The sequence below is a fragment of the Pantoea sp. EKM10T genome (genome assembly GCF_011800685.1).
Classification (GTDB): domain Bacteria; phylum Pseudomonadota; class Gammaproteobacteria; order Enterobacterales; family Enterobacteriaceae; genus Pantoea; species Pantoea agglomerans.
Window position 1 is genome coordinate 184,153 of record NZ_JAALEU010000006.1, and the last position, 26,691, is coordinate 210,843.

The following is a 26,691-nucleotide window of genomic DNA, read 5'->3' on the forward strand; positions in this document are numbered from 1 at the left end:
TTCCACCTATAAATGATAAGATAACTAATAATGATTATCATTTGTATTGTGGGCCAGTAACCTACGTTGATTAGCCGAAAGTGTCAATAATTACGCGGCGATTCAGCTGGCATGGCCGGTTAAATCAGCACAAATGGTCTCTCTCTTTTTCCGGGTAAAAGTGGACGAAAATCTATGAGTAAACATGGTGTCACATCGGCGATAGCGCTGTTTTTCCTGAGCATCAGCCTGTTCAGTGTTACCGCTGCTGCCCAGACCGGCTGGCCGCGAACTGTCGCCGGGGCAACAGGCAATATCACGCTGACCCAGGCACCGATGCGCATTGTTTCGACCAGCGTTACCCTGACCGGCTCGCTGCTGGCCATTGATGCGCCGGTCGTCGCTAGTGGCGCAACCGCACCCGGCAGTCGGCTGGCTGATAAGCAGGGATTCTTCCGTCAGTGGGGCGAAGTGGCCAAACAGCGCGGCGTAAAACGTCTCTACATTGGTGAGCCCAGTGCAGAAGCGATTGCTGCTGAAGCGCCAGACCTGATTGTGGTCAGCGCCACCGGGAATGATTCGGCGATCAAACTGGTCGATCAGCTTGCGGCGATTGCGCCGGTGCTGGTGGTGAATTACGACGATAAAAGCTGGCAGCAACTGGTGACGTTGCTGGGTGAGGCGACCGGGCATGAAGCGGAAGCTGCCGCCCGGAAAGCTGAGTTTGATGCGCGAGAAAAGGCTCTGAAAGCGAAGCTGACCCTGCCGCCGCAGCCGGTATCAGCGATGGTGTGGAACGGGGATGGCCGGGCAGTCAATCTGTGGACGGATGCATCGGCGCAGGGGAAATTACTGCAGCAACTGGGCTTCACTCTGGCGACGCCGCCGGCCACTCTTCAGTCTGGTCACAGCATGGGACAGCGTAAAGATATCCTGCAACTGTCAGGAGAAAATCTGGCGGCAGGCCTTAATGGTCAATCATATCTGCTGTTTGCCGCTGAAGAGCCCACCGCCGCACAGGTGATGAGCAACCCTTTCCTGGCGCAGACCCCAGCTGTGCGCGCAAAAGCGGTCTATGCGCTGGGGCTGGATAGCTTCCGGCTCGACTACTACAGCGCCAACAATTTGCTGACGCGGCTGGAGACGTTGTTCGTTAAATCATGATCCCGTTTCCGCCGGTGCAGGCGGTTGATAGCGACGCAGACGCGCCATCAGCAGCCACATGACGATGCTCAGCACGGTTGCTGCCAGACCAGCCAGGCTGGCCGCCTGCTGCGGCAACAGCAGTGAACCCATCGCGCCAATCATCGCTGCACCTATCGCATCGCCGGTGACATTCTGCGCTGTCCAGAGGCTGTTGATCCTGCCGAGCAGCGCATCAGGCGTCAGCGTCTGGATCAGCGCGTACTGCACCAGGCTGTTGATGGCACTGAAATAGCCAAAGACCGCGAGGCAGACCAGACTCGCGCTGAACCACGGCATCAGGCTGAACAGAGCCAGCGCGACGAAAGCAGCAATAGCACTCGCCAGAATCAGGCGGCCCGGCTGCGGTGACTGTGCCAGCCGTCCGCTGGTGAGGGCACCTGTGGCAGCACCCAGCGGAACGGCGGCATACATCAGCCCTAACTCCGTCACACCGACCTGCCAGTGTGGCGCCAGCGCCGGATAGAGCACGCGCACCGCGCTGGCTAACGTCACCAGCGCGCCGACCAGCGCCGCCATGCCAACAATCGGGCTGGCAAACAGGAATTGCACGCCGCTGGCCAGTGCTTTCAGCGGATGTTCACGCGGCTGCGGCGGTGGCGCAAGCCGCGGCAACCGCAGCAGGGTTAGCACCGTCAGCAACGTGCCGAACGCCGCCAGTCCGTAGTTCCACGCCACACCGCCCTGCGCGATGACCAGTCCGGCAATGGCGGGGGAGAGAATCGCGCCAAAGCGCACCGTCAGCATGGTAATCGCACCTGCTTTCATCAGGTTTTCACGCCCGACCAGCGCCGGCGTCGCCGCCAGCAGCGCGGTGACGCCTATCGCGCCGAAAAAACCATCCCACAGTCCCAGCACAAAGACGGCGATCACCGACGGCGAAGGGAGCAGGGCATTGATGCATAAGGCGACAAAGCCCAGGCCACAGGTGGATCGGGCAAACAGGATCAGACGTCGGCGCTCATAGCGATCCGCCAGCACACCGCCGGTCAGCAGGCCGATAAACATGCCGGCACCGGCCAGCGTCACCGCCAGCCCCACCAGCAGCGGCGACTGCGTTAGCTGCTGAATCTGAACCGGTACCGCCACCGCCAGCATGCCGAGGGCGACGATGGAGATAAAGCGGGCGATAAAAATGGCGCGAAAGGCGGGGTGGGTTCTCAGCAGGCTGAGATCGATAAAGTGGGAGGGTTTGTTCATAACGTCGCTTTTTTGCACCCATTTTCCTCATCATTGAGTCCGGGAGTCATGGTAACATACAAAAAATCACTAATAACGATAACAAGTATCATTATCATAATGACTCGTGCTGCGATCTCAATGAATCGGTGAAGGTTTAAACGTTATGCGTCAACTTCGTGCAATAGCAGGTTCAGGGATGCTGCTGTTGTTGCTTCTCGCGCTCAGCCTGATGCTGGGTGCCAAATCTATCCCCTTTCATGATGTCACGCAGGCCTTACTCAGCGACTGTAACCGCGTCGATTGTGTCATCGTGCGCGATGCCCGACTGCCGCGCACCCTGGCGGGACTGCTGGCCGGGATCAGTTTAGGTCTGGCGGGCGCGCTGATGCAGAGCCTGACGCGCAATCCGCTGGCCGATCCCGGCATTCTCGGTATCAACGCCGGTGCAGGCTTTGCGGTAGTGCTGGGCATCGCCCTGTCTGGCGCTGACTCCCCCGCGGACTGGCTTGGCTTTGCCTTTACGGGCGCACTGCTGGCCTCCCTGCTGGTGGCGCTGACCGGTGCGCTGGGTGGTGGCCGCGTTAATCCGGTGCGTCTGACGCTGGCAGGCGTGGCGCTGGGCGCGGTGCTGGAGGGGTTAACCTCTGGTTTATCGCTGCTCAATCCTGACATCTACGATCATCTGCGTTTCTGGCACAGTGGCTCGCTGGATATCCGCAATTTTGCCATTCTGCGCACCACCTTTTCGGCGGTAGTCGCCGGGAGCCTGCTGGCGCTGCTGCTGGCGCGTTCGCTCAACAGCCTGAGTATGGGCGGTGATATGGCGACTGCGCTGGGTACCCGGGTGATGCGTACCCAGCTGGTGGGATTACTGGCTATTGCGCTGCTGAGTGGGGCGGCGACAGCCGCTGTCGGCCCCATCGCGTTTGTCGGCTTAATGACGCCACATCTGGCCCGCTGGCTGCTGGGTAACGATCATCGCTGGATGCTGCCCGGAACCCTTCTTATCACCCCCTGTTTGCTGCTGGCCGCCGATATTCTGGGACGGCTGCTGGTACCGGGCGAACTGCGCGTGTCGATTGTCACGGCCATACTGGGCGCGCCGATGCTGATTGTGCTGGTGCGCCGCAAGTCGGGAAGAGGGCAGCTATGAAACGGGTGATGATTAATGCGCTGATGCTGCTGGTGGCCTGCGGGGTGCTGACCTTTCTGAGCATTACGCGCGGCACCTTACCGATCTCCGCCAGCCAGTTGTGGGCCCTTATCAACGGCGAGGCGGCGCGTAACATACAGCTGATTGTACTGGAGTGGCGACTGCCGCGTGTCATGATGGCGCTGCTGATTGGTGCGGCACTGGGCGTCAGCGGGGCAATTTTTCAGTCGCTGCTGCGCAACCCGCTGGGCAGCCCCGATATTCTGGGTTTCAATACCGGCGCTTACAGCGGCGTGCTGGTGGCACTGGTGCTGTTCCAGCAAAACATGGAGGGCATGACGCTGGCGGCACTGCTTGGCGGACTGCTCACGGCGAGCGTGGTCTGGCTGTTCAGCTGGCGCAACGGCGTGGAGACCTTTCGTCTGATCATTGTGGGCATCAGCGTGCGGGCGCTGCTGATGGCGCTGAACAGCTGGCTGATTATCAGCGCCTCACTGGAGGCGGCACTGAGCGCCGGGCTCTGGAGCGCCGGTTCACTCAACGGCATTACCTGGGCGAAAACGACGCCGGTGATTACCGTGCTGCTGCTGGCGCTGCTGGCGACAAGCATGCTGGCCCGGCGCATGCGTCTACTGGAGATGGGTGACGACACCGCCTGCGCGCTGGGCGTACCGGTTGAACGCAGCCGCGTTTTGCTGATGCTGACGGGCGTGATCCTCACCGCCGCCTCTACCGCGCTGGTCGGTCCTGTCTCCTTTATTGCGCTGCTGGCACCGCAGATTGCTCGTCGGCTGTGTGGCGGTATCAAAGGCGCGCTGCCGCTGGCTGCCTTGTGCGGCGCGCTGCTGTTAACCGCCGCGGATTATGCCGCGCAGCACTTTTTCCTGCCTTATCAGCTGCCGGTTGGCGTCATCACGGTTAGCCTGGGCGGACTCTATCTGATTGCTCTACTGGTACGGGAGGCGCGACGCCAATGACAGTGAAAACACGTTTGCAGGGCGACGCGCTGACGCTGGGGTATGACAAAAAAATCGTGGCGGAGAATCTCACCGTCGCGATCCCCGACGGTGAACTGACCGTTATTATTGGCCCCAATGCCTGTGGAAAGTCGACGCTGCTGCGTACCTTAAGCCGCCTGGTCTCGCCCCTGAAAGGCCAGGTGCTGCTGGATGGCAATGCGATTGCTCACTACGCTACCAAAGAGGTGGCGCGTCGGCTGGGGCTGCTACCGCAAAGCTCGAATGCACCAGCGGGCATCAGCGTCAGCGAACTGGTCGCGCGCGGGCGTTATCCGCACCAGTCGCTGTTTGGTCGCTGGCGACAGGAAGATGAGACGGCTGTTCAGCAGGCAATGCAGGCTACCGGCGTGGCAGATTTGGCGCAGCAGCAGGTTGATACGCTCTCTGGCGGCCAGCGGCAGCGGGTGTGGATTGCGATGGTGCTGGCTCAGCAGACGCCACTGTTGCTGCTGGATGAACCGACCACCTGGCTCGACATCGCCCATCAGATTGAGTTGCTGGAATTAATGCAGGATCTCAATCAGCAGCATGGCCGTACGCTGGTGGTGGTGCTGCACGATCTCAATCAGGCGTGCCGCTATGCCAGCCACCTGATTGCGATGCGAGACGGGAAAATCATTGCCGAAGGGAAACCGGCGGAGATCGTCACGCCGGAACTGATAGAAGCGATCTACGGCCTGCGCTGCATCATCATTAACGATCCGGTGGCCGGTACGCCGATGATTGTGCCGCTGGGAAGAGGCTGACCTGCGCTTTCTTCAGGTGGAGAAAGCGCAAAGTCAGAACGGTTCAGGGATTCAGCGACGCCAGGCACTGCTGCAGTCGTGGCCCAATCTGTTCGAACATGCGCGGTGAGATGATCTCGACGTGCGCACAGTCCAGCGGCCAGATAGTCAGCTCGCCGACATAGGGCGCCCAGGCGCGGCGCGCATCCTGACCGGGCTGCTGCGTCTGTTCCGCCAGGAACAGGGTTGCGTGTCCGGTGAAACGGGCACTGCGCGCTGTTGCCAGCAGGCGCACCGAACTGGCGTAGTTGGCTTCAATGGTGGTAAACAGTGCCTCCATTCCTTCACCGGCCTGCTGCCGCTGCGCAGCGATAAACTGCTCGCGCTCACGATTAACCTCTTCCAGCACCGCCGGATCCAGCACGTTTTCACCGCGTCGTTCATCCCAGTTCTGCGTCTCCGGCGGCCAGGTATCCAGCAGTCCGAGGAAGGCAACGGTTTCACCTTCGGCCTCCAGCCGCGCGGCGATACCCTGCGCCAGCGTGCCACCCAGCGAGTAGCCCAGGAAATAGTATGGCCCCTGTGGCTGCTGCTGACGCACCGTCGCCAGATGCGCCTCACACACCGCGTCAAGGTGCTGCGCCTGGTTCAGCGGGCTGGTGATGTCGGGTGACTGAATGCCGAGTAGCGACCAGCGTGCATCCAGATAGCGTTGCAACACGCTGAACTGCCAGGCAAAACCGGAGGCGGGATGGAAGCAAAACAGCGTTGGGCCAGTGCCGCGTCGCAAGGGTAATACCGCTTCAAATCCGGCACGAGCCACATCCGCGGGCTCGCTGCTGAGCAGTGTCGCCAGCTTTTCTACCGTGGATGCCACCATGATCTGGCCCACTGACACCGGCTGATTCAGCGTCCGGCGCAGCTGTGCTGCCAGCCGCATCGCCAGCAGCGAGTGACCGCCCAGCGAGAAGAAATCATCCTGGGCGCTCACCGGTTCGCACTCCAGCAGCCTGGCAAACGCCTGTGCCAGTGTCGTTTCGAGTCCGGGATGCGGCGCGCGACCAGCCAGCGCTGCCTGCGTTTGCGGCAGCGGCAGCGCTTTGCGATCCAGTTTACCGTTGCTGCTGAGCGGTAACGCCGCCAACTGAACAATCGCCACCGGCACCATATGCGCCGGTAACTGTGAGGCCAGAGTCTGACGCATTGCGTCGGTATCGATCGGGCCATCAGCCACCACATAGCCGACCAGCTGGCGGGCATCGCCCTGCTGATCGCTGCTGCTCCCCAGCACCACCGCATGTGTGACGGCCTGCTCAATGCCAGGTAGCGCAGCCATGGCGTGGTCGATCTCGTTCAGCTCGATACGCTGCCCGCGAATTTTTAGCTGATCGTCGCTGCGGCCCAGATACTCCACCGCACCATCCGGCAGCCAGCGCGCCATATCACCAGTGCGGTACATCCGGGAGCCGTGACCCCACGGATCGGCGACAAACCGGCTGGCAGTGAGGTCGGGACGATCAAGATAGCCATGCGCCAGCTGCACGCCGGTCAGATAGAGATCGCCAGCCACGCCCGGTGGCACCGGCTGCAGACGCGCATCCAGAATCCGTAAGCCGGTGTTCCAGACCGGGAAGCCAATCGGCACGCTGGCCCCTTCGACGGCCGCCAGCTCCGGGCCAAAGGCCGGATAGTAGCTGACATCAACCGCCGCTTCGGTCGGGCCATAAAGATTATGCAAGGGCACACGGGTCAGCGCCTGCCACTGGCGCGATAACTCTGCGGGCAGCGCTTCGCCGCTACAGAAAACCCGGCGCAGGGTGGCGCAGCGCGCTATCGCGTCACCTTCCTGCAACGAAGCGACAAAAGCAGCCAGCATCGACGGAACAAAATGGGTGGTGGTCACGCGGTAGCGGGCAAACAGCTGCTGCAGCGCGTCCGGGTCGCGATGAGCATCGGGCGGAGCCATCACCAGCCGTGCGCCGACGATGAGCGGCCAGAAGAACTCCCATACCGAAACATCAAAGCTGCTCGGGGTTTTCTGCAACACCACATCATCGCTGCCGAGCGGATAGCGATCCTGCATCCATAACAGACGGTTGACGATCGCCTCATGACTGACCAGCACCCCTTTTGGCCGACCGGTCGAGCCGGAGGTATAGATGATGTATGCGCCATCCTGTGGACGCGGGGCCTGCATCAGCACGCTATCCACGGGTGTTAACAGCGCGTCGTAAAACAGCGGCGCGACGGGTGAGAGTGCCGCCAGCCGCTCGGCCAGTTCACGACAGGTGATCAGCGTTTTCGGCGCGGCATCTTCCAGCATCATCTGTAACCGATCGTCCGGGTAGCCGGTATCAAGCGGCAGCCAGGTTGCCCCCACGCTGACGATCGCCTGCAGCGCCAGCGATAAAAAGACCGAACGCGGCAGCGCTACGGCGACGATATCACCCGGCGTCACTCCCTGCGCAATCAACTGCTGCCCCAGCGCGGCGACCTGCTGCTGCATCTGTTGATAGTTAAGCTGATGCCCCTCATCTGCCAGTGCCGGAGCGCGCGGCGAACGCTGTGCCTGCCGAAGCAGCAGGCTGCTCAGGGTTTCTGCAGGCAGCATTACGGCAGTCTGGTTGATCGCCGCGAGCTGCTGATGCTCTTCCGGCATCAGCATGTCCAGCTCGCCACAGGCACTGGCTGGCCGGACGGCAAGCTGCTGAAGCAGCAGGCCAAAGCGGTTGGCGTGTTGCTTTAGCGTTGTCTCACTGTAGCGCTGTGCATTAGCGAGTAACTCCAGCGTCAGGTCGCCCTGTTCGCTGAGGTAGATAGCAATCTCCAGATCGCGTACCGGTCCTGACGCCAGCTGATGGGTTATGCCTTTGATGCCAGCGAAATCGAGCTGGTAATCAAACATCTTCAGGTTGATTACCGGCCCATAGAGCGGATCGCTGTCGCCGGAGCGACCCAGATCGCGCTGCACCTGTTCAGCGTCGTAACGCTGATGACGACGCATTTTTTTGACTTCGGCCGCCAGACGCCCGGCCAGTGCCGTCAGCGGCTGTGCCGGATCGTAATGCACCGCCATTGGCAGCACGTTAATCACCGGACCGGTGGCGCAGAGCGCGGCCGAGCCGATGCGGCGCATAAAGATGAAACCGGCGGCGAACGCATGCTGACCGGTGAGGCGCGCCAGCCATAACGCCACCAGCGCAAAGGCGGTATCCGCAGCACTGAGGTTGTGCTGCCCGGTGTGCGTCAGCAAAGCCTGAAACGTGTCGCGATCCACGGCAAACGTGTGGCGCAGCAGGTCGGTACTGGCGCTCTCACCGGCCAGCGGCAGAGCGGACAACGAGGCGGGCGCAGGTAGCTGCGCGCCTTTCTCCAGCCAGAACTGGCGATCGCGCTGCCAGCCCGAAGATTGCTGATAGCGCTGATATTCATCAACGACGTCGCTGAACGGCACGAACGGGCTTGGCTCCGGCGTGTCGCCGCGCTGCCAGGCGCTGTAGAGATTGGCGATACGGCGGGTCAGGGCGGTGAAACTAAAACCATCGACCACCAGATGATGGTATCGCTGATACCAGCACCAGTGATCCTCATCCAGCCGAAACAGGCTGTGATGGTAGAGCGGCGCGCCGCTCAGCACCCGCAGATCGCCGGTCATATCCTGCTGCATCAGCGCACGTGCTGCGGCCTCCGGATCGGCGGCGTCGCGCAGATCGATCACCTCAGGCTCGCGGAAAGCCTGGGGTTCAGGCCACTGTAGCGGTTCACCCTCCAGCTCGCCAAAGGCCATATTCAGTGTGTCCGCTTCCTGCATGCCAGCAATTATGGCCCGTGACAGCAGCGCGCTGTTCAGCGCACCGCGCAGTTCGACAAAATGCGCCACGGCGTAAGCATTGGAATAGGGCGATAGCTGGTCAGCGATCCAGATTCCGGGCTGAGCGGCCACCAGTGGCAGCGTTTTTTGTTCTGTCTGCGGGTTGAGGGTGATCTCAGACATTTTCGCCTCTGTCCTGCGTCATAACCGGACGGATATCGTGCCAGTTTTCATTCAGCCAGCTCAGACAGTCAGCCTGTGGCCCGGGGCCAAACACCGGCTGCCATCCTGCCGGAACCGCACAAAAGGCGGGCCATAAACTGTACTGCTGCTGATCGTTCTTCAGCACCTGACAATCCTGTTGCGGATCGTCGAAAGGGTTAAGTTGTTGCATGTCGGTCTCCTGTCCGCAGTCACCGGGCGCGCTAACGCCGCTGTCCTGCATAGATATCTTTCAGTGGCGCGCAGAAGGCGGAATATAAGCGGGTCAGGGCTATTGCCACATGGCTTTAAGGCCTGCCAGCAGTCCGCCGCGCCAGCACAGCGCATCGTGACCGCCTTCGACCGGGTGATAGCTGACCTGATGTCCGGCAGCGTTCAGATCGTGCTGAAACTGCTGGTTTGCTGCCAGAATCAGCCGTTCGCGTCGTCCCGCTTCCAGGTAGAAGCGGCGAGGGGGGGCCTGCAGTAAGCCCTGTTGTAACTGCTGTGGCAGCCAGCCATTGGGATCGCCGCGCGCGGGCCACCAGAACGACCCGGAGAGGCTGATCGCCCCAGCAAAGGTTTCCGGCCAGGTCAGGGTGGCGTAAGCGGCAGAAAGGCCGCCAAAACTCTGTCCCGCTACCAGCGTGCTGTCGGCACGAAACGGCGCCCAGCGCTGAACCTGCGGCAACAGCTCGTGCTGAATCGCCAGCCAGAAGTCAGGGTTACAGGTCAGCTCACGCGTGCGGTGCTCGCGGTCGATGATGTCGATCATGACATAGACCGCAGGGGGCAGTTCGCCTGCCTCTGTCAGTTGCTGAAGCGGGCCGGCAACCGGCATGTTCTGTGCCCAGAACTGACCATCCAGCAGCAGTACCAGCGGACGATCGCCTGCACTGGCGTCTCCGGTAACAGAGATCCAGATCTGACGCTGGTTCCCCAGCCGTTCGCTGCGCCACAAATAGTGTTGCAGCGGAATATCAGCGGCACGGCCTTCATCAACTGCACGCCACACCTGCTGATCCGGCGCGTGTGGCAGGTGCAGTGGCGAGACCCTCATTCCGCGTCCACCCGCCCAGCTTCGCAAAGGATTCAGCGGGTCGCTTTGCGCCTGCGGGAATTTCTGACTCCACCACTGGCGCACTGCCTGCATATCGGCCTGCCCGGTAAAAGTCTCTTCCTGACTATCAGGAATCAGGCAGTAACTGCCGCGCCAGTCAGCGGGCAGGGCGGTCTGCCACCACCAGACATCGGTATCGGGAACAGGCGTTAATGAGGAGGGGACCGCTGAATGATGATGATCGGTTACGCCGGTAATATTGATCCAGACGCGCCGGGTATCGGAGTGCTGCGTGTCACCCTGAGGATCGCGCCAGAAAAAGGTGACCTGACAGGTTCCCTTTTCGCCAGCTTCAACCAGAGGAATGCCCCGTTGCTGCTGCTGTTGCCACCAGCGTTCACTGCCGGTTTCTTCATTTAACCACGTCATACGCGCCATCTTTCGATCACCCTTGATTAGGGTCATGCATGTTATGAATAATAGTATTGATAATTATTTGCATTTGCAATAGGGTGTTTCCGCCCGACAGGGAGCGCGCGCATCCTCTCTGCCGCACCGGCTTTCAGACTGATGCAAAGCGGTTCTGACGCTGGCCCGGCGACAAGGGGAAAACGTTGCAGGCAAGGTTATTACTTTTTTACCGGCACGCCGGCAGTGGCATCCTCGCCGGCACTCCAGGAACAGAAAAATGAAAAAGTTATCCCGGCTTTCGTTAGCCATTATGATTGAACTGGGTTTCACCGCCTCTCTCATTTCTGCCGGTGCCGTGGCTGCCGAAGCCACCCGCGAACCGGCTATCGACAGCAGCACCTCCGATACCCTCCACGACGACACCATGATGGTGACCGCCGCCGAGCAGACGCTGCAGGCACCTGGCGTGTCGACCATCACCGCCGACGAAATTAAAAAACATCCACCCGCACGCGATGTCGCCGAAATTATTCGCACCATGCCTGGCGTCAATCTGACCGGTAACTCCACCAGCGGCCAGCGCGGAAACAATCGCCAGATCGATATCCGCGGCATGGGGCCGGAAAATACCCTGATTCTGATCGATGGATTGCCGGTGACCAGCCGCAACGCGGTTCGGCTTGGCTGGCGTGGCGAGCGTGATACGCGCGGCGACACTAACTGGGTGCCGCCAGAGATCATTGATCGCATTGAGGTAATCCGCGGTCCGGCAGCGGCCCGTTACGGTAACGGTGCAGCGGGCGGCGTGGTGAACATCATCACCAAAAAAGAGATGGATAATCAGTGGCACGGCTCATGGAGCGCCTATTACAACGTGCCGGAACACAAGGAGGAGGGCGCGACCCGTCGCACCAACTTCAGCCTTGAAGGGCCACTGGGCGATGATGTCAGTTTCCGGCTCTATGGCGGACTGGCAAAAACGCAGGCTGATGCTTACGACATTAATGAAGGGCACGCCGCAGACCGCACCGGCAGTTACGCCGGATCGTACCCGGCGGGCCGGGAAGGCTCGATCAACAAAGATATTCATGGCCTGCTGCGCTGGGCATTTGCGCCGATGCAGACGCTGGAAGTGGGGGCCGGTTACAGTCGTCAGGGCAACCTCTATGCCGGGGACACGCAGAACACCAATACCAACGCCCTGGTGAAAAGCAAATATGGTGAAGAGACCAACCGGCTCTATCGGCAGAACTTTTCTGTTAAGTGGACCGGTGCCTGGGATAATGGCATCAGCACCAATACCTACGCGCAATATGAGAATACCCGCAACGCGCGTCTGAATGAGGGGCTGGCGGGCGGCACCGAAGGCATCTTCGCCAACAGCAACTTCAATACCATCCAGCTGGATGATGTGTTGTTGCACAGTGAGATCAGTGTGCCGTTTGAATGGCTGGTGAACCAGACCGCGACTTTCGGGACGGAATGGAATCAGCAGCGGATGAAGGATCCTTCATCGACGACTCAGGCCGCCAGCTACGGGTCGATTCCCGGTATCGCTACGACCGGCCGCACACCCTATTCACAGGCGGAAATCTTCTCGCTGTTTGCCGAAGACAATATTGAGCTGACCGATAGCACCATGCTGACGCCGGGCCTGCGCTTCGATCACCATTCGATTGTCGGCGATAACTGGAGTCCGTCGCTCAACCTGTCACAGGGATTAGGCGATGAGTTCACACTGAAAATGGGTATTGCGCGCGCCTATAAAGCCCCGAGCCTCTATCAGACCAACCCGAACTATCTGCTCTACAGCAACGGTCAGGGCTGCGCCGCCAGTGCCGGTGCCTGTTATCTGATGGGTAATGACGATCTGAAAGCGGAAAACAGCATCAATAAAGAGATTGGGGTCGAATGGAAGCGCGATGGCTACCAGGCGGGCCTGACCTGGTTCCGCAACGACTACCGTAACAAGATCGAGGCTGGCACGGCGCCAACCGGCACCGCATCTAACGGCAAAACCGACATCTACAAATGGGAAAATGTGCCCAAAGCGGTCGTCGAGGGGCTGGAAGGCACGGTCAATGTCCCGTTCTCTGACAGCGTGACGTGGAACAATAACTTCACTTACATGTTGCAGAGTAAGAATAAAGAGACCGGCGATCGTCTGTCGATTATTCCGGAATATACGCTCAATTCGACGCTGAGCTGGCAGGCGATGCAGGACCTCTCCCTGCAAACGACCCTGACCTGGTACGGTAAACAGGTACCGAAGAAATATGACTATAAAGGTAACGCCGTTACCGGTAGCGCCACCGATCAGGTGAGCCCCTATTCGGTTGTGGGCATGAGCGGCACCTATGACGTTAATAAATATGCCAGCGTCACCGTGGGTATCGACAACCTGTTCGACAAGCGCCATTTCCGTCAGGGCAACGCGCAGACCACCGGCAATGCCACCACCGGAGCGTGGCTCTATGGCGCAGGGGCCAATACCTTTAACGAGTCGGGCCGCACCTGGTATATGAGCGTGAATATCCGCTTCTGATGGACGGGCAATAAAAAGCGCAGCGGTTGATCTGACCGCTGCGCTTTTTTTATGACTGAATAATCAGTTGTTCTGATTGATATCGCGGTAGAGACGGCTCTCAAATCGCACCAGCGGAATACGGCGGGTACGCTGATCTTCCGGCGGGACCGCATAACCGGAAAGGAACTGAACGAATGCCACCCGCGCACCACTGGAGGTGGTGATAAAGCCCGCCAGGTTATAGACGCCCTGCAGTGAGCCGGTTTTCGCCGAGACTTTGCCATCCAGCCCCGCCTCATGCAGCCCGCCGCGATACTGCAGCGTGCCGTCGTAACCTGCCAGCGGCAGCATCGAAATATAATCCAGCGTGTTGTCATTCTTCGCAATGAACTGCAATACCTGCATCATGGTTTGCGGCGAAATCAGGTCATGGCGGGAGAGACCTGAACCATCCACCTGAATGCTATTACCCATGTCGACATTGGCTTTGGCTTTCAGGATGCGGCGAACGGCATCCTGTCCGGCGCGGAACGTGCCGGGCACATTGAAGTAGTGCTGACCAATGGTGCGAAACACCGTGTCGGCAATCATGTTGTCTGACTTCTTCAGCATGGTGTGCAGCAGCGTATGCAGCGGCGCGGACTGGGTCGATGCCAGCACGGTACCCGGTTCGGTGACCTGCGTCTGTCGCACCAGATGCCCGCTATAGTCAATCTCAGACGACCGTAGTTCCGCCTTGAGGATTTCGCCAGCCCAGGCCGCGCCATCCTGCACCGCAAATGCCAGCGGCAGCGGTTCCGCGCGCTGGCGCATACAGCCCGTGAGGGTGTAGCGGTTCAGCTCGCCCGGCACCACATCCAGCTCGCAATATTGCCCTTCGCCGCTGTTGCGGCCAATGGTGCGCACCTGGCTGTACATATGCGCCGGATAATAGGAGGCGATACGTACAAAGGCATTCTCACCCGGCGTATTAGCACTGTAGAGCGACACCGAGAAGCAGTTTTTATCAACGATTGCCGCACCCGGCGGAGCACTGAAGCACTGGGTCATATCGTTCCACGGCCAGCCCGGCGCCATATCGTGACTGGCAAAAACGGAGGTGTCGATAACCAGATTGCCTTTGATATGGTTAATGCCCTGCTTTTTTATCGCCGCCACCATGTTGCGCAGATCCTGACGGCTTAAGGTGGGATCACCGCCGAAACGTGCGACTAAATCGCCGTTCAGGGTGCCATCGATAATGGCGCCGCGAGTCTCAAAAGTGGTCTGAAAACGGAAGTCGCCACCCAGCTCCAGCAATGCTGCCAGCGCCGTCACCACTTTCATGGTACTGGCGGGCAGGGCCATCTGTTTTCCGTGATAATCAATAATCGGTGTTGATGCGCCTACTTTTTGTACCATCAGCGCCAGATTGGCGCCGTCTGGCAGGTACTGCATGTATTCATCAACTGGCGCTGCGTGTGCCTGCAGCATAAATGCGCAGCTTAATCCGGTAACAAGTCGTGAAAATCGCATAATCTCGCGGTAACTGGCAGGTGAGGGCGTCAATACTACGTCGCTGGACGGTGCAAAGTAAACGATGACCCGCAGGGAACTCTGGGGTAAAATACGTATCAAATTGCAAAACTCTTTTCTGGCCTGGAAGCATCTCCGGGTCAGGATTCTTTTATTTGCAAAAACGGGCTAATGCGCCGCAGAACGCTTTTTTCTGCAGTCACCGGTCAGGATGACATCGTTAAACAGGAAAGATGGCGAGGAGCTTAAATGAATCAGATTCCGATGACGTTAAGAGGCGCTGAAAGATTGCGCGAAGAGCTGAACGAGCTGAAAACCGTGAAGCGCCCGCGCATTATCGCCTCTATCGCTGATGCACGCGAACATGGCGATTTAAAAGAGAACGCGGAATATCACGCTGCGCGTGAAGAGCAGGGTTTTTGCGAAGGCCGTATTCAGGAGATTGAAGCCAAACTCTCCAATGCGCAGGTTATCGACGTCACTCAGATGCCGAAAACCGGACGCGTGATTTTCGGTGCAACCGTTACCGTGCTGAACGTCGAAACCGACGAAGAAGCCACGTATCGCATTGTGGGCGATGACGAAGCGGACTTTAAGCAAAATCTGATTTCGGTCAATTCGCCGATGGCGCGTGGCCTGGTGGGTAAAGAGGCCGATGACGTGGCTATCGTGAAAACCCCGGGCGGCGACGTTGAGTATGAAATCCTGAAGGTGGAATACCTTTAAGATGTTGCTACGCTTTGAAAAGCGTTAAAGCACAATGTAAAGAAAGGAAAAAGGCCGCATTGCGGCCTTTTATCTGAGGTAAGAGCATGTCACTTTCTTTGCCCACTTAGCGTGGCAGAGAAATTTTGCTCTCTTTAGAGGGGCGATACAGCACCAGCGTTTTGCCGATCACCTGTACGTTGCTGGCACCGGTCTCACGCACGATAGCCTCAACGATCAGCTGCTTCGTTTCACGATCTTCCGAGGCGATTTTTACCTTGATCAGTTCGTGATGCGACAGAGCCTGCTCGATTTCGGCCAGCACGCCTTCAGTCAGGCCATTGCCACCCAGCATAACCACTGGCTTGAGCGGATGGGCGAGGCCCTTGAGGTGCTGTTTTTGTTTGGTACTTAGATTCATCGTAGTTTTTTACTTACTCAGGGATTGAAAACGGTTCATTCTACCGCCATCTCGGGTATATCACCAAATCGACGCAACCCATTGCGTGCAGGTTTATCGCTACGATGACGATTTAGTTGGAAATATTATGACGGGTAAAAAGCGTTCGGCCAGCTCCGGCCGCTGGCTTCAGGAACACTTTAGCGATAAATATGTGCTCCAGGCGCATAAAAAAGGGTTGCGTTCGCGCGCCTGGTTTAAACTTGATGAAATACAACAGGGTGACAAGCTTTTCAAACCCGGCATGACCGTGGTAGATCTGGGTGCTGCACCCGGAGGCTGGTCGCAATATGTGGTACAGCAAATTGGGAACAAAGGGCGAGTCATTGCCTGTGATATCCTGCCAATGGATCCGATAGTCGGTGTCGATTTCCTTCAGGGCGATTTTCGTGAAGAATCGGTGGTCAATGCGCTGCTTGAACGCGTTGGCGATCAAAAAGTTCAGGTTGTCATGTCCGATATGGCGCCGAATATGAGTGGTACACCTGCCGTAGATATTCCCCGGTCGATGTATTTAGTCGAGCTGGCGCTGGAGATGTGTCGGGATATCCTGGCACCTGGCGGCAGTTTTGTAGTGAAAGTGTTTCAGGGAGATGGCTTCGATGAATACCTGCGGGAAATTCGCTCCCTGTTTACGAAAGTGAAAATTCGTAAGCCGGACGCTTCACGTTCACGTTCACGTGAAGTGTATATTGTGGCGACTGGGCGCAAACTATAACCAAATTGCTGGAGAAGTCCGCAGTTTTGCTGCGATTCCATGTATGCGGGATCTATAGTACCCTACGCTATCTGTTAACACCGTTGTAATATGAGGTTAATCCCTTGAGTGACATGGCGAAAAACCTGATTCTCTGGTTAGTCATCGCGGTCGTGCTGATGTCAGTATTCCAGAGCTTTGGGCCCAGCGAGTCGAATGGCCGTCGGGTTGATTATTCAACCTTCCTGTCGGAAGTGAACCAGGATCAGGTCCGCGAGGCACGTATTAACGGGCGTGAAATTAACGTCGTTAAAAAAGACAGCAATAAATACACGACCTACATTCCTGTCAACGATCCCAAGTTGCTCGATAACCTCTTGACCAAAAACGTCAAAGTGGTTGGCGAACCGCCGGAAGAACCAAGCCTGCTGGCTTCAATCTTCATTTCATGGTTCCCGATGTTGCTGCTGATCGGTGTGTGGATCTTCTTTATGCGTCAGATGCAGGGCGGCGGCGGTAAGGGCGCGATGTCCTTCGGCAAGAGCAAAGCCCGCATGTTGACGGAAGACCAGATTAAAACCACTTTCGCCGACGTAGCAGGTTGTGACGAAGCGAAAGATGAAGTTGCTGAGCTGGTGGAATATCTGCGTGAGCCAAGCCGTTTCCAGAAGCTGGGCGGTAAGATTCCAAAAGGCGTTCTGATGGTGGGGCCACCGGGTACCGGTAAAACCTTGCTGGCAAAAGCGATTGCCGGCGAAGCGAAGGTGCCTTTCTTTACCATCTCCGGTTCTGACTTTGTGGAAATGTTTGTCGGTGTCGGTGCATCCCGTGTGCGTGACATGTTCGAACAGGCCAAAAAAGCGGCTCCATGCATCATCTTTATCGATGAGATCGACGCAGTCGGTCGTCAGCGTGGCGCCGGTTTAGGCGGTGGACATGACGAACGTGAGCAGACGCTGAACCAGATGCTGGTTGAGATGGATGGTTTCGAAGGTAACGAAGGTATTATTGTTATCGCCGCAACTAACCGTCCTGACGTACTGGACCCTGCGCTGCTGCGTCCAGGTCGCTTTGACCGTCAGGTTGTTGTTGGCCTGCCAGATGTTCGCGGTCGTGAGCAGATCCTGAAAGTGCATATGCGTCGTGTGCCGCTGGCAACTGATGTTGATGCAGCAATCATTGCACGTGGTACGCCAGGCTTCTCGGGTGCCGATCTGGCCAACCTTGTTAACGAAGCAGCGCTGTTCGCGGCCCGTTCAAACAAGCGTGTGGTTTCGATGGTAGAGTTCGAGAAAGCGAAAGACAAAATCATGATGGGTGCGGAACGTCGCTCCATGGTGATGACGGAATCGCAGAAAGAGTCAACTGCCTACCACGAAGCAGGCCACGCCATTATTGGTCGCCTGGTGCCAGAGCATGACCCGGTTCATAAAGTAACGATTATCCCGCGCGGTCGCGCACTGGGTGTGACCTTCTTCCTGCCTGAAGGCGACGCGATCAGCGCCAGCCGTCAGAAACTGGAAAGCCAGATCTCAACGCTTTACGGCGGTCGTCTGGCAGAAGAGATCATCTACGGTGCAGAACGTGTTTCTACCGGTGCGTCCAACGATATTAAAGTTGCGACCAATCTGGCGCGTAACATGGTGACGCAGTGGGGCTTCTCTGAAAAACTGGGTCCGTTGCTCTATGCAGAAGAAGAGGGTGAAGTGTTCCTCGGACGTTCTGTCGCGAAAGCGAAACATATGTCTGATGAAACGGCCCGCATCATCGACCAGGAAGTTAAGCACCTGATCGACAGCAACTACCAGCGTGCTCGTCAGATTCTGGGTGAGAACATGGACATCCTTCACGCGATGAAAGACGCGCTGATGAAGTATGAAACCATTGATGCACCGCAGATCGACGACCTGATGGCACGCCGCGAAGTGCGTCCGCCAGCGGGCTGGGAAGATCCAGGCAGCAACTCAGACAGCAACGGTACGCCAAAGGCGCCACGTCCGGTTGATGAACCGCGTACGCCAAACCCAGGCAATACCATGTCAGAGCAGTACAACAAATAAGACGCAACATCGTCAGACAAAACCCCGGCTGGTCCGGGGTTTTTTACATCCAGATATTGATCAGCAAGGAGTTTCCGCTATGAAGTTGTTCGCCCGTGATTCCCATCTCGATTTATCTTTTCCACATGTGATGGGCATTCTTAACGTCACGCCGGACTCCTTTTCAGATGGTGGAAAGCATAACGCGCTGGTCGATGCGCTGACGCATACCAATGAGATGGTCAATGCAGGCGCAACCATCATCGATGTGGGTGGGGAATCAACCCGTCCTGGCGCGGATGAAGTGAGTGTGGAGGAGGAGCTGGAGCGGGTGATTCCGGTCATCGATGCCATTGCCCAGCGTTTCGAAGTCTGGATTTCAGTGGACACCTCTAAAGCTGACGTCATCCGGGAAGCTGCGCGAGTGGGTGCTCACATCATTAACGACGTGCGTTCACTTTCTGAACCCGGAGCACTGGAAGCCGCAACCGCAACCGGACTGCCCGTCTGTTTAATGCATATGCAGGGCGAACCGCGCACCATGCAGCAGGCACCGGTTTACGAAAATATTTTAAGCGAAGTGGACACTTACTTCGCTCAGCAGATAGCGCGCTGCGAAGCAGCGGGCATTAAAAAAGAGCGTCTGATACTCGACCCGGGCTTCGGTTTCGGTAAAAATCTCAGCCACAATTATGAACTGCTGGCTCATCTTGGCGATTTTCACCACTTCGGCCTGCCGCTGTTAGTGGGGATGTCGCGTAAATCGATGATTGGCCAGCTGTTAAACGTCGGCCCGTCACAGCGTTTAACCGGCAGCCTGAGTTGCGCGGTGATTGCTGCTATGCAGGGCGCGCAGATTATTCGCGCCCATGATGTAAAAGAGACGGCTGAAGCGATGCGCGTGGTCGAAGCGACCCGAAGAGCAAAAGGAGTATCATGAGTAATCGTAAATATTTCGGTACAGACGGCATTCGTGGCAAAGTCGGTGAAGCACCCATCACCCCCGATTTCGTCCTGAAGCTGGGCTGGGCCGCAGGTAAAGTGCTGGCGCGCCACGGTTCAAAGAAGATCATCATCGGTAAAGATACCCGTATCTCTGGTTATATGCTGGAGTCCGCGCTGGAAGCCGGTCTCGCTGCAGCAGGCCTGACGGCCGCCTTTACCGGCCCGATGCCGACACCAGCCATCGCCTATCTGACCCGTACCTTCCGCGCAGAGGCGGGCATTGTGATTTCAGCGTCACATAACCCCTTTGACGACAACGGAATTAAATTCTTCTCGTCCGAGGGCACCAAACTGCCCGACGACGTTGAAGAGGCGATTGAGCTGGAGATGGAAAAGCCGATTACCTGTGTTGAATCAGCGCAGTTAGGTCGTGCCAGCCGTATTGTGGATGCAGCAGGGCGTTACATTGAGTTCTGCAAAGGGACGTTCCCCAGCGAACTGAATCTGAATGGCCTGAAAATTGTGGTCGACTGCGCCAATGGTGCCACCTACCACATTGCGCCGAATGTATTGCGTGAACTGGGCGCGACGGTGATTGCTATCGGTGTCCAGCCAGACGGCATGAACATCAACAAAGAGTGCGGTGCCACCGATCTCAAACTGCTGCAGCAGCGCGTGCTGGCGGAGAAGGCCGATATCGGCCTGGCCTACGACGGTGACGGCGATCGCATCATGATGATTGACCATCTGGGTGACAAAGTTGATGGCGACCAGATCCTCTACATCATTGCGCGTGAAGCCCTGCGTCAGGGACAGTTACGCGGCGGCGTGGTGGGTACGCTGATGAGTAACATGGGGCTGGAGTTAGCGCTGAAACAGCTTGGCATTCCGTTTACCCGTGCCAAAGTCGGTGACCGTTATGTACTGGAGAAGATGCAGGAGAAGGGCTGGCGTCTCGGTGCAGAGAACTCCGGTCATGTGATCCTGCTGGATAAAACCACAACCGGTGACGGTATCGTTGCAAGTTTGCAAGTGCTCACTGCGATGGTGCGTAACCACATGAGCCTGCACGATCTCTGTAGTGGCATGAAGATGCTGCCGCAGGTCCTGGTTAACGTACGCTTTGCGGGCGAACATGATCCGCTTCAGAGTGACGCGGTAAAAGCCGTCACGGCTGAAGTAGAGAAAGCGCTGGCGGGCCGCGGACGCGTTCTGCTGCGTAAATCAGGGACTGAGCCATTGATTCGTGTCATGGTCGAAGGCGAAAATGAGGCGCAGGTTACCGAACTGGCGAATCGCATCGCCGACCAGGTCAAGGCCGTTTAAAACCGTAACAGGCGGTCTGCAGAGTGCTGAACTGCCTGTAAAATCACCGGGATGGCGTTTTTTTCTGCAAACAGTATGGGTAGTAAAAATTGCACTTGCAGAGATATGCGCCTTTGGTTAGTATTCACACCCGCTTCTGATGGGTGATGACGAGACTCCCCATCAATACTGGTTGAAGCTTTAACTGTACGATTACCGTGCAAGGAACAGGATGATATGTACCAAGCTCTTTTAGTAGTTTTCCTTATTGTAGCTATCGCCCTCGTGGGTATGATCATGCTGCAGCAAGGCAAAGGCGCTGATATGGGAGCCTCATTCGGTGCAGGCGCATCCGGTACGGTGTTTGGTTCTTCGGGTTCAGGTAATTTCATGACTCGTACAACCGGCATCTTAGCAGCGCTGTTTTTCATCATCAGCCTGGTTCTGGGTAATCTGAACAGCAATAAAGCGTCTAAAGGAAGCGAGTGGGAAAATCTTTCTGCGCCGGCGCAGTCTTCTCAACAGACTGAAAAGCCAGCTCAACCGGTAACGCCGGGCAGCGATATTCCTAAGTAAGGTCGTCAGCACAACGAATCGTTGTGGTCAGTGCAGTGCCGTGGTGGTGGAATTGGTAGACACGCTACCTTGAGGTGGTAGTGCCCGATTGGGCTTACGGGTTCAAGTCCCGTCCTCGGTACCAAATAGCAGTATCCCTTGCATTTTATGCAGGTCTGGCGTATTATTCGCCACGTTTTCGGACGCGGGGTGGAGCAGCCTGGTAGCTCGTCGGGCTCATAACCCGAAGGTCGTCGGTTCAAATCCGGCCCCCGCAACCAATTTTCCCTTTGAGTTCTTTTTCAAATATACTGTATGCATCGACGGACGCATTCACGGTTATTTTTTGAAAGAAAATTCTTTGGATGGAGTCCGGGCCGCATTGCGGCATACAGGGTCCAGTGATTAAAAGCCCCGAATATTCGGGGTTTTTTGTTATTAGCGAATCGTAATACTGGGCTATAGGCCCTTTTTTTATGTCTTGGGGGTGGGCTTGTCCACATTAGAGCAAAAATTGACAGAGTTGGTATCGGCTCCCGTAGAAGCGCTGGGTTACGAACTGGTTGGAATTGAATTCGTTCGTAGTCGCACATCTATCCTGCGCATCTATATTGATAGTGAAGATGGCATCAATGTCGATGATTGCGCCGATGTCAGCCACCAGGTAAGTGCGGTAATGGATGTTGAAGATCCCATTACCGTCCCTTACAACCTAGAAGTCTCTTCACCGGGACTCGATCGTCCTCTGTTCACTGCAGAACACTACACCCGCTTTATGGGTGAAGAAGTGAGTCTGGTGTTGCGTATGGCCGTTCAGAACCGCCGTAAATGGCAGGGAACCATTAAGTCAGTTGATGGCGAGATGATCACGGTGCACGTTGAGGGTAGCGATGAAGTGTTCGCGCTGAGTAATATTCAGAAAGCGAACCTGGTCCCCCACTTTTAAAAGTCCGGATTGAGGCTAACCAGGATGAACAAAGAGATCTTAGCTGTTGTAGAAGCCGTTTCTAACGAAAAAGCCCTGCCGCGTGAGAAAATCTTCGAAGCGCTGGAGAGCGCGCTGGCGACTGCGACCAAGAAAAAGTACGAGCAGGAAATTGAGGTACGCGTCAGCATTGATCGCCGCAGTGGCGATTTCGATACTTTCCGCCGCTGGGAAATCGTAGAAGAGGTGACACAGCCGACGCGCGAGATCACGCTGGATGCGGCCCGCTTCGAAGATGAAGCATTCAATCTGGGCGAATATGTCGAAGATCAGATTGAATCGGTCACCTTTGACCGTATCACCACCCAGACCGCTAAGCAGGTTATCGTGCAAAAAGTGCGCGAAGCTGAGCGCGCAATGGTGGTTGATCAGTTCCGTGAGCAGGAAGGCGAAATTATCACGGGCGTGGTGAAGAAAGTTAACCGCGACAACATCTCCCTCGACTTAGGCAGCAATGCCGAAGCGGTGATTCTGCGCGAAGATATGCTGCCGCGTGAAAACTTCCGTCCAGGCGACCGTATTCGTGGCGTACTCTACTCTGTACGTCCGGAAGCGCGTGGCGCGCAACTGTTCGTGACGCGTTCTAAACCAGAAATGCTGATTGAACTGTTCCGCATCGAGGTGCCAGAAATTGGCGAAGAACTGATTGAAATTAAAGCCGCTGCCCGTGATCCGGGTTCGCGCGCTAAAATTGCAGTCAAAACCAACGACAAACGTATTGATCCGGTGGGTGCCTGTGTGGGCATGCGCGGCGCGCGTGTTCAGGCAGTTTCCAGTGAACTGGGCGGCGAGCGTATCGATATCGTGCTGTGGGACGATAACCCGGCGCAGTTTGTTATTAACGCCATGGCTCCGGCCGATGTGGCGTCAATCGTGGTTGATGAAGATAACCACACCATGGATATCGCCGTAGAAGCTGGCAATCTGGCTCAGGCGATCGGCCGTAACGGCCAAAACGTGCGTCTCGCTTCACAGCTGAGTGGCTGGGAGCTGAACGTGATGACCGTCGATGATCTGCAGGCTAAGCATCAGGCTGAAGCACATGCAGCGATCGATATGTTCACTAAACATCTCGACATCGACGAAGAGTTCGCCACCGTACTGGTGGAAGAGGGCTTCTCCTCGCTGGAAGAGCTGGCATACGTGCCAATCAACGAGCTGCTGGAAGTCGACGGCCTCGACGAAGAGACCATTGAAGCCCTGCGTGAACGAGCAAAAAATGCGTTAACCACCCTGGCACTGGCGAAAGAAGAGAGTCTTGGAAATCAGGAGCCCGCTGAGGATCTTCTGAATCTTGAAGGCCTCGATCGTGCGCTGGCGTTCCGCCTGGCGTCGAAAGGCGTTTGCACGCTGGAAGATCTCGCTGAGCAAGGTGTTGACGATCTGACGGATATTGAAGGCATGTCTGATGAACAAGCCGGCGCGCTGATTATGGCCGCACGTAATATCTGCTGGTTCGGCGATGACGCGTAATAACAGGAAGGAACAGCATGACAGATGTAACCGTAAAATCGCTGGCCGCAGAAATTCAGACTCCGGTCGATCGCCTGGTACAGCAATTTGCTGATGCGGGGATCCCTAAGTCTGAAAATGACGCGGTGACCCAGCAAGAGAAAGAAACCTTACTATCTCATCTGAACCGTGAACACGGTCAGGTCGGTTCAGCTAAGCTGACGCTGCAGCGTAAAACGCGCAGCACCTTGAATATTCCAGGCACCGGGGGTAAAAGTAAGTCGGTGCAAATTGAAGTCCGCAAAAAGCGTACCTATGTGAAGGGTGATGCAGAGGCTGAGCAAGCTCAGGCAGAAGCTGAAGCCGAGGCGCAGCGTGAAGCGGAAGAGCAGGCGCAACGCGAGGCTGAAGAAAAAGCCCGTCGCGAAGCTGAACAGAAAGCGCAACGTGAAGCCGAAGATAAAGCCAGGCGCGAAGCCGCTGACAAGGCCAAACGTGCAGCAGCGGAAAATGAAAAAGTGACAAATCAACCTACCGACGAAGTGACCAGGGCTGCGCAATCAGACAAAGCCCGTCGCGAAGCTGAAGCTGCCGAACTGAAGCGTAAAGCTGAAGAAGAAGCCCGCCGTAAGCTTGAAGAGGCTGCCCGCCTCGTAGCAGAAGAAGCCCGCCGTCTGGCTGAAGAGAAATCAGCTGAATGGGAAAAACCGGAAGAAGAGGATAAAGGCGACTATCACGTCACCACTTCGACACATGCCCGTCAGGCGGAAGACGAAAACGACCGTCAGGTTGAAGCAGGTCGTGCGCGTGCGCGTACTACGGCTAAAGCTGCGCGTCCGGCGAAAAAAGGCAACAAACACTCTGAAGCCAAAACTGACCGTGAAGAAGCGCGTGCGCAGGTTCGTGGTGGTAAAGGCGGCAAGCATCGCAAACCTAGCGCACTGCAGCAGGGCTTCAACAAGCCAGCGCAGGCCGTTAACCGCGATGTTGTGATTGGCGAAACTATCACCGTAGCCGAACTGGCTAACAAAATGGCGGTGAAAGGTTCTCTGGTCATTAAAGCGATGATGAGAATGGGCGCCATGGCGACCATCAACCAGGTCATCGACCAGGAAACTGCACAGCTCGTTGCCGAAGAGATGGGCCACAAAGTGACCCTGCGTCGTGAGAACGAGCTGGAAGAAGCGGTAATGGACGATCGTGATACTGATGCTGCGCAGGAGTCTCGTGCTCCGGTTGTCACCATCATGGGCCACGTCGACCACGGTAAAACGTCCCTGCTGGACTATATTCGTTCCACTAAAATCGCCTCTGGCGAAGCGGGCGGTATTACTCAGCACATCGGTGCTTACCACGTTGAAACCGACAACGGTATGGTTACCTTCCTGGATACCCCGGGCCACGCCGCGTTTACCGCGATGCGTGCACGTGGTGCGCAGGCGACCGATATCGTTATCCTGGTGGTTGCAGCAGACGATGGCGTGATGCCACAGACTGTCGAAGCTATTCAGCACGCCAAAGCCGCTAAAGTGCCGGTTGTGGTTGCAGTGAACAAGTGCGATAAGCCAGAAGCGGATCCGGATCGTGTTAAAAACGAACTGACTCAGTACGGTATCATTCCGGAAGAGTGGGGCGGCGAAAACATGTTCGTTAATGTCTCTGCGAAAGCGGGTACCGGCATTGATGACCTGTTAAACGCTATCCTGCTGCAGGCGGAAGTGCTGGAACTGACCGCTATCCGTGAAGGTATGGCGAGCGGCGTGGTGATCGAATCGTTCCTCGACAAAGGTCGTGGTCCGGTTGCCACCGTGCTGGTACGTGAAGGTACGCTGAACAAAGGCGACATCGTTCTTTGTGGTTTCGAATATGGCCGCGTTCGTGCAATGCGTGACGAACTGGGTCGCGAAGTCATGGAAGCGGGTCCATCTATCCCGGTTGAGATTCTGGGCCTGTCCGGCGTGCCGGCTGCGGGTGATGAAGCGACCGTGGTACGTGACGAGAAGAAAGCACGTGAAGTTGCGCTCTATCGTCAGGGCAAATTCCGCGAAGTTAAACTGGCTCGCCAGCAGAAATCTAAGCTCGAGAACATGTTTGCTAACATGACCGAAGGCGAAGTGTCTGAACTGAACATCGTTCTGAAAGCTGACGTTCAGGGTTCTGTGGAAGCAATCTCCGACTCCCTGCAGAAACTCTCCACCGACGAAGTGAAGGTGAAGATTGTGGGTTCAGGCGTGGGCGGGATTACCGAAACCGATGCGACCCTGGCTGCTGCCTCTAACGCCATCCTCCTTGGCTTCAACGTTCGTGCCGATGCCTCTGCGCGTCGCGTCATTGACGCAGAAAGCCTGGATCTGCGCTACTACTCTGTCATCTATAACCTGATTGACGAAGTTAAAGCGGCGATGAGCGGCATGCTGGCACCAGAGTACAAACAGCAGATCATCGGTCTGGCTGCGGTGCGCGATGTGTTCAAATCACCGAAGTTTGGCGCGATTGCCGGTTGTATGGTGACGGAAGGTAACATCAAGCGTCACAATCCAATCCGTGTCCTGCGCGACAACGTGGTAATTTACGAAGGCGAGCTGGAATCTCTGCGTCGCTTTAAAGATGACGTCAACGAAGTGCGTAACGGCATGGAGTGCGGTATCGGCGTGAAGAACTACAACGACGTTCGCGTTGGCGATATGATCGAAGTGTTTGAAATCATCGAAATTAAACGCACCATCGAGTAATAGACTGCTGATGTGTTGCAATTTGGGAGG

Annotated in this window: 20 protein-coding genes and 2 tRNA genes; 16 read left to right on the forward strand and 6 right to left on the reverse strand. The window is 56.9% G+C overall.

What is annotated here, in order from left to right; all coding sequences use genetic code 11:
- Positions 1-174: 174 nt before the first annotated feature.
- A complete protein-coding gene (fepB, locus tag HFD95_RS13410; RefSeq protein ID WP_167430342.1) occupies positions 175-1,143 on the forward strand; it encodes a Fe2+-enterobactin ABC transporter substrate-binding protein in 969 nt (322 codons plus the stop codon).
- Here the strand turns inward: fepB and entS are convergent.
- Positions 1,138-2,382 (reverse strand): enterobactin transporter EntS, encoded by a 1,245-nt coding sequence (entS, locus tag HFD95_RS13415; RefSeq protein ID WP_167430343.1) that lies wholly within the window; start codon positions 2,380-2,382, stop codon positions 1,138-1,140. The genes fepB and entS overlap by 6 nt on opposite strands.
- 145 nt (positions 2,383-2,527) lie before the next feature.
- Here entS and fepD point away from each other — a divergent pair, with 145 nt between their 5' ends.
- The 3 genes from fepD to HFD95_RS13430 are packed head-to-tail and all read left to right on the forward strand — an operon-like array spanning position 2,528 to position 5,282.
- A complete protein-coding gene (fepD, locus tag HFD95_RS13420; protein ID WP_167430344.1) occupies positions 2,528-3,517 on the forward strand; it encodes a Fe(3+)-siderophore ABC transporter permease in 990 nt (329 codons plus the stop codon).
- Positions 3,514-4,494: an iron-enterobactin ABC transporter permease gene (gene fepG, locus HFD95_RS13425; RefSeq protein WP_033769496.1), complete on the forward strand. Its 981-nt coding sequence runs from the start codon at positions 3,514-3,516 to the stop codon at positions 4,492-4,494. Before fepD ends, fepG begins: the two co-directional genes overlap by 4 nt.
- Entirely contained in the window at positions 4,491-5,282 is a 792-nt protein-coding gene (locus HFD95_RS13430; protein ID WP_022625275.1) for an ATP-binding cassette domain-containing protein, read from the forward strand. Before fepG ends, HFD95_RS13430 begins: the two co-directional genes overlap by 4 nt.
- Before the next feature lie 43 nt (positions 5,283-5,325).
- Here the strand turns inward: HFD95_RS13430 and HFD95_RS13435 are convergent, their stop codons facing one another.
- The 3 genes from HFD95_RS13435 to fes form a co-directional block, all read right to left on the reverse strand.
- The gene (locus HFD95_RS13435; RefSeq protein ID WP_167430345.1) at positions 5,326-9,255 is read right to left on the reverse strand and encodes an enterobactin synthase subunit F; all 3,930 of its coding nucleotides are present in this window, start codon (positions 9,253-9,255) and stop codon (positions 5,326-5,328) included.
- Entirely contained in the window at positions 9,248-9,466 is a 219-nt protein-coding gene (locus HFD95_RS13440) for an MbtH family protein (protein ID WP_029519500.1), read from the reverse strand. Before HFD95_RS13440 ends, HFD95_RS13435 begins: the two co-directional genes overlap by 8 nt.
- A 99-nt stretch (positions 9,467-9,565) precedes the next feature.
- A complete protein-coding gene (gene fes / locus HFD95_RS13445) occupies positions 9,566-10,771 on the reverse strand; it encodes an enterochelin esterase (RefSeq protein ID WP_163763156.1) in 1,206 nt (401 codons plus the stop codon).
- 250 nt (positions 10,772-11,021) lie between these two features.
- On the opposite strand from fes, the gene HFD95_RS13450 reads away from it, so the two are divergent.
- The gene (locus HFD95_RS13450; RefSeq protein ID WP_167430346.1) at positions 11,022-13,289 is read left to right on the forward strand and encodes a TonB-dependent siderophore receptor; all 2,268 of its coding nucleotides are present in this window, start codon (positions 11,022-11,024) and stop codon (positions 13,287-13,289) included.
- A 63-nt stretch (positions 13,290-13,352) separates the two neighbouring features.
- On the opposite strand, the gene dacB is transcribed toward HFD95_RS13450, so the two are convergent.
- Positions 13,353-14,786, reverse strand: coding sequence for a serine-type D-Ala-D-Ala carboxypeptidase (dacB, locus tag HFD95_RS13455; RefSeq protein ID WP_167430347.1), 1,434 nt, complete (start codon positions 14,784-14,786; stop codon positions 13,353-13,355).
- A gap of 249 nt (positions 14,787-15,035) precedes the next feature.
- Here dacB and greA point away from each other — a divergent pair, with 249 nt between their 5' ends.
- A complete protein-coding gene (greA, locus tag HFD95_RS13460) occupies positions 15,036-15,512 on the forward strand; it encodes a transcription elongation factor GreA (RefSeq protein ID WP_010251811.1) in 477 nt (158 codons plus the stop codon).
- A 106-nt stretch (positions 15,513-15,618) separates the two neighbouring features.
- Here greA and yhbY read toward each other — a convergent pair whose 3' ends face one another.
- The gene (gene yhbY / locus HFD95_RS13465; protein WP_010251809.1) at positions 15,619-15,912 is read right to left on the reverse strand and encodes a ribosome assembly RNA-binding protein YhbY; all 294 of its coding nucleotides are present in this window, start codon (positions 15,910-15,912) and stop codon (positions 15,619-15,621) included.
- A gap of 127 nt (positions 15,913-16,039) precedes the next feature.
- Between yhbY and rlmE the strand changes: the two genes are divergently transcribed.
- The 10 genes from rlmE (at position 16,040) to infB (ending at position 26,661) form a co-directional block, all read left to right on the forward strand.
- Entirely contained in the window at positions 16,040-16,669 is a 630-nt protein-coding gene (gene rlmE / locus HFD95_RS13470) for a 23S rRNA (uridine(2552)-2'-O)-methyltransferase RlmE (protein WP_010251807.1), read from the forward strand.
- 113 nt (positions 16,670-16,782) lie between these two features.
- Positions 16,783-18,708: an ATP-dependent zinc metalloprotease FtsH gene (gene ftsH, locus HFD95_RS13475; RefSeq protein WP_010251805.1), complete on the forward strand. Its 1,926-nt coding sequence runs from the start codon at positions 16,783-16,785 to the stop codon at positions 18,706-18,708.
- Positions 18,709-18,787: 79 nt separating this feature from the next.
- Positions 18,788-19,627 (forward strand): dihydropteroate synthase, encoded by an 840-nt coding sequence (folP, locus tag HFD95_RS13480; protein ID WP_010251803.1) that lies wholly within the window; start codon positions 18,788-18,790, stop codon positions 19,625-19,627.
- Positions 19,624-20,958, forward strand: coding sequence for a phosphoglucosamine mutase (gene glmM, locus HFD95_RS13485; RefSeq protein ID WP_010251799.1), 1,335 nt, complete (start codon positions 19,624-19,626; stop codon positions 20,956-20,958). Before folP ends, glmM begins: the two co-directional genes overlap by 4 nt.
- 216 nt (positions 20,959-21,174) lie before the next feature.
- Positions 21,175-21,513 (forward strand): preprotein translocase subunit SecG, encoded by a 339-nt coding sequence (gene secG, locus HFD95_RS13490; protein ID WP_010251798.1) that lies wholly within the window; start codon positions 21,175-21,177, stop codon positions 21,511-21,513.
- A gap of 37 nt (positions 21,514-21,550) precedes the next feature.
- A tRNA-Leu gene (locus tag HFD95_RS13495) sits at positions 21,551-21,637 on the forward strand.
- Positions 21,638-21,696: 59 nt separating this feature from the next.
- Positions 21,697-21,773, forward strand: a tRNA-Met gene (locus tag HFD95_RS13500).
- 212 nt (positions 21,774-21,985) lie between these two features.
- A complete protein-coding gene (rimP, locus tag HFD95_RS13505) occupies positions 21,986-22,438 on the forward strand; it encodes a ribosome maturation factor RimP (RefSeq protein ID WP_010251795.1) in 453 nt (150 codons plus the stop codon).
- A gap of 24 nt (positions 22,439-22,462) precedes the next feature.
- Positions 22,463-23,950, forward strand: a complete 1,488-nt coding sequence (gene nusA, locus HFD95_RS13510; protein ID WP_010251792.1) for a transcription termination factor NusA — start codon at positions 22,463-22,465, stop codon at positions 23,948-23,950.
- A 17-nt stretch (positions 23,951-23,967) separates the two neighbouring features.
- Positions 23,968-26,661 carry a translation initiation factor IF-2 gene (infB, locus tag HFD95_RS13515; protein ID WP_010251789.1) on the forward strand — a complete coding sequence of 898 codons (2,694 nt, stop codon included), beginning with the start codon at positions 23,968-23,970 and terminating at the stop codon, positions 26,659-26,661.
- The last annotated feature ends 30 nt before the right edge of the window (positions 26,662-26,691 follow it).

Excerpts from the sequence above, each read along its gene's own strand:
- fepB (WP_167430342.1), top strand. The coding sequence starts at position 175 with ATGAGTAAACATGGTGTCACATCGGCGATAGCGCTGTTTTTCCTGAGC.
- entS (WP_167430343.1), bottom strand. The coding sequence starts at position 2,382 with ATGAACAAACCCTCCCACTTTATCGATCTCAGCCTGCTGAGAACCCAC.
- fepD (WP_167430344.1), top strand. The coding sequence starts at position 2,528 with ATGCGTCAACTTCGTGCAATAGCAGGTTCAGGGATGCTGCTGTTGTTG.
- fepG (WP_033769496.1), top strand. The coding sequence starts at position 3,514 with ATGAAACGGGTGATGATTAATGCGCTGATGCTGCTGGTGGCCTGCGGG.
- HFD95_RS13430 (WP_022625275.1), top strand. The coding sequence starts at position 4,491 with ATGACAGTGAAAACACGTTTGCAGGGCGACGCGCTGACGCTGGGGTAT.
- HFD95_RS13435 (WP_167430345.1), bottom strand. The coding sequence starts at position 9,255 with ATGTCTGAGATCACCCTCAACCCGCAGACAGAACAAAAAACGCTGCCA.
- HFD95_RS13440 (WP_029519500.1), bottom strand. The coding sequence starts at position 9,466 with ATGCAACAACTTAACCCTTTCGACGATCCGCAACAGGATTGTCAGGTG.
- fes (WP_163763156.1), bottom strand. The coding sequence starts at position 10,771 with ATGGCGCGTATGACGTGGTTAAATGAAGAAACCGGCAGTGAACGCTGG.
- HFD95_RS13450 (WP_167430346.1), top strand. The coding sequence starts at position 11,022 with ATGAAAAAGTTATCCCGGCTTTCGTTAGCCATTATGATTGAACTGGGT.
- dacB (WP_167430347.1), bottom strand. The coding sequence starts at position 14,786 with ATGCGATTTTCACGACTTGTTACCGGATTAAGCTGCGCATTTATGCTG.
- greA (WP_010251811.1), top strand. The coding sequence starts at position 15,036 with ATGAATCAGATTCCGATGACGTTAAGAGGCGCTGAAAGATTGCGCGAA.
- yhbY (WP_010251809.1), bottom strand. The coding sequence starts at position 15,912 with ATGAATCTAAGTACCAAACAAAAACAGCACCTCAAGGGCCTCGCCCAT.
- rlmE (WP_010251807.1), top strand. The coding sequence starts at position 16,040 with ATGACGGGTAAAAAGCGTTCGGCCAGCTCCGGCCGCTGGCTTCAGGAA.
- ftsH (WP_010251805.1), top strand. The coding sequence starts at position 16,783 with ATGGCGAAAAACCTGATTCTCTGGTTAGTCATCGCGGTCGTGCTGATG.
- folP (WP_010251803.1), top strand. The coding sequence starts at position 18,788 with ATGAAGTTGTTCGCCCGTGATTCCCATCTCGATTTATCTTTTCCACAT.
- glmM (WP_010251799.1), top strand. The coding sequence starts at position 19,624 with ATGAGTAATCGTAAATATTTCGGTACAGACGGCATTCGTGGCAAAGTC.
- secG (WP_010251798.1), top strand. The coding sequence starts at position 21,175 with ATGTACCAAGCTCTTTTAGTAGTTTTCCTTATTGTAGCTATCGCCCTC.
- nusA (WP_010251792.1), top strand. The coding sequence starts at position 22,463 with ATGAACAAAGAGATCTTAGCTGTTGTAGAAGCCGTTTCTAACGAAAAA.
- infB (WP_010251789.1), top strand. The coding sequence starts at position 23,968 with ATGACAGATGTAACCGTAAAATCGCTGGCCGCAGAAATTCAGACTCCG.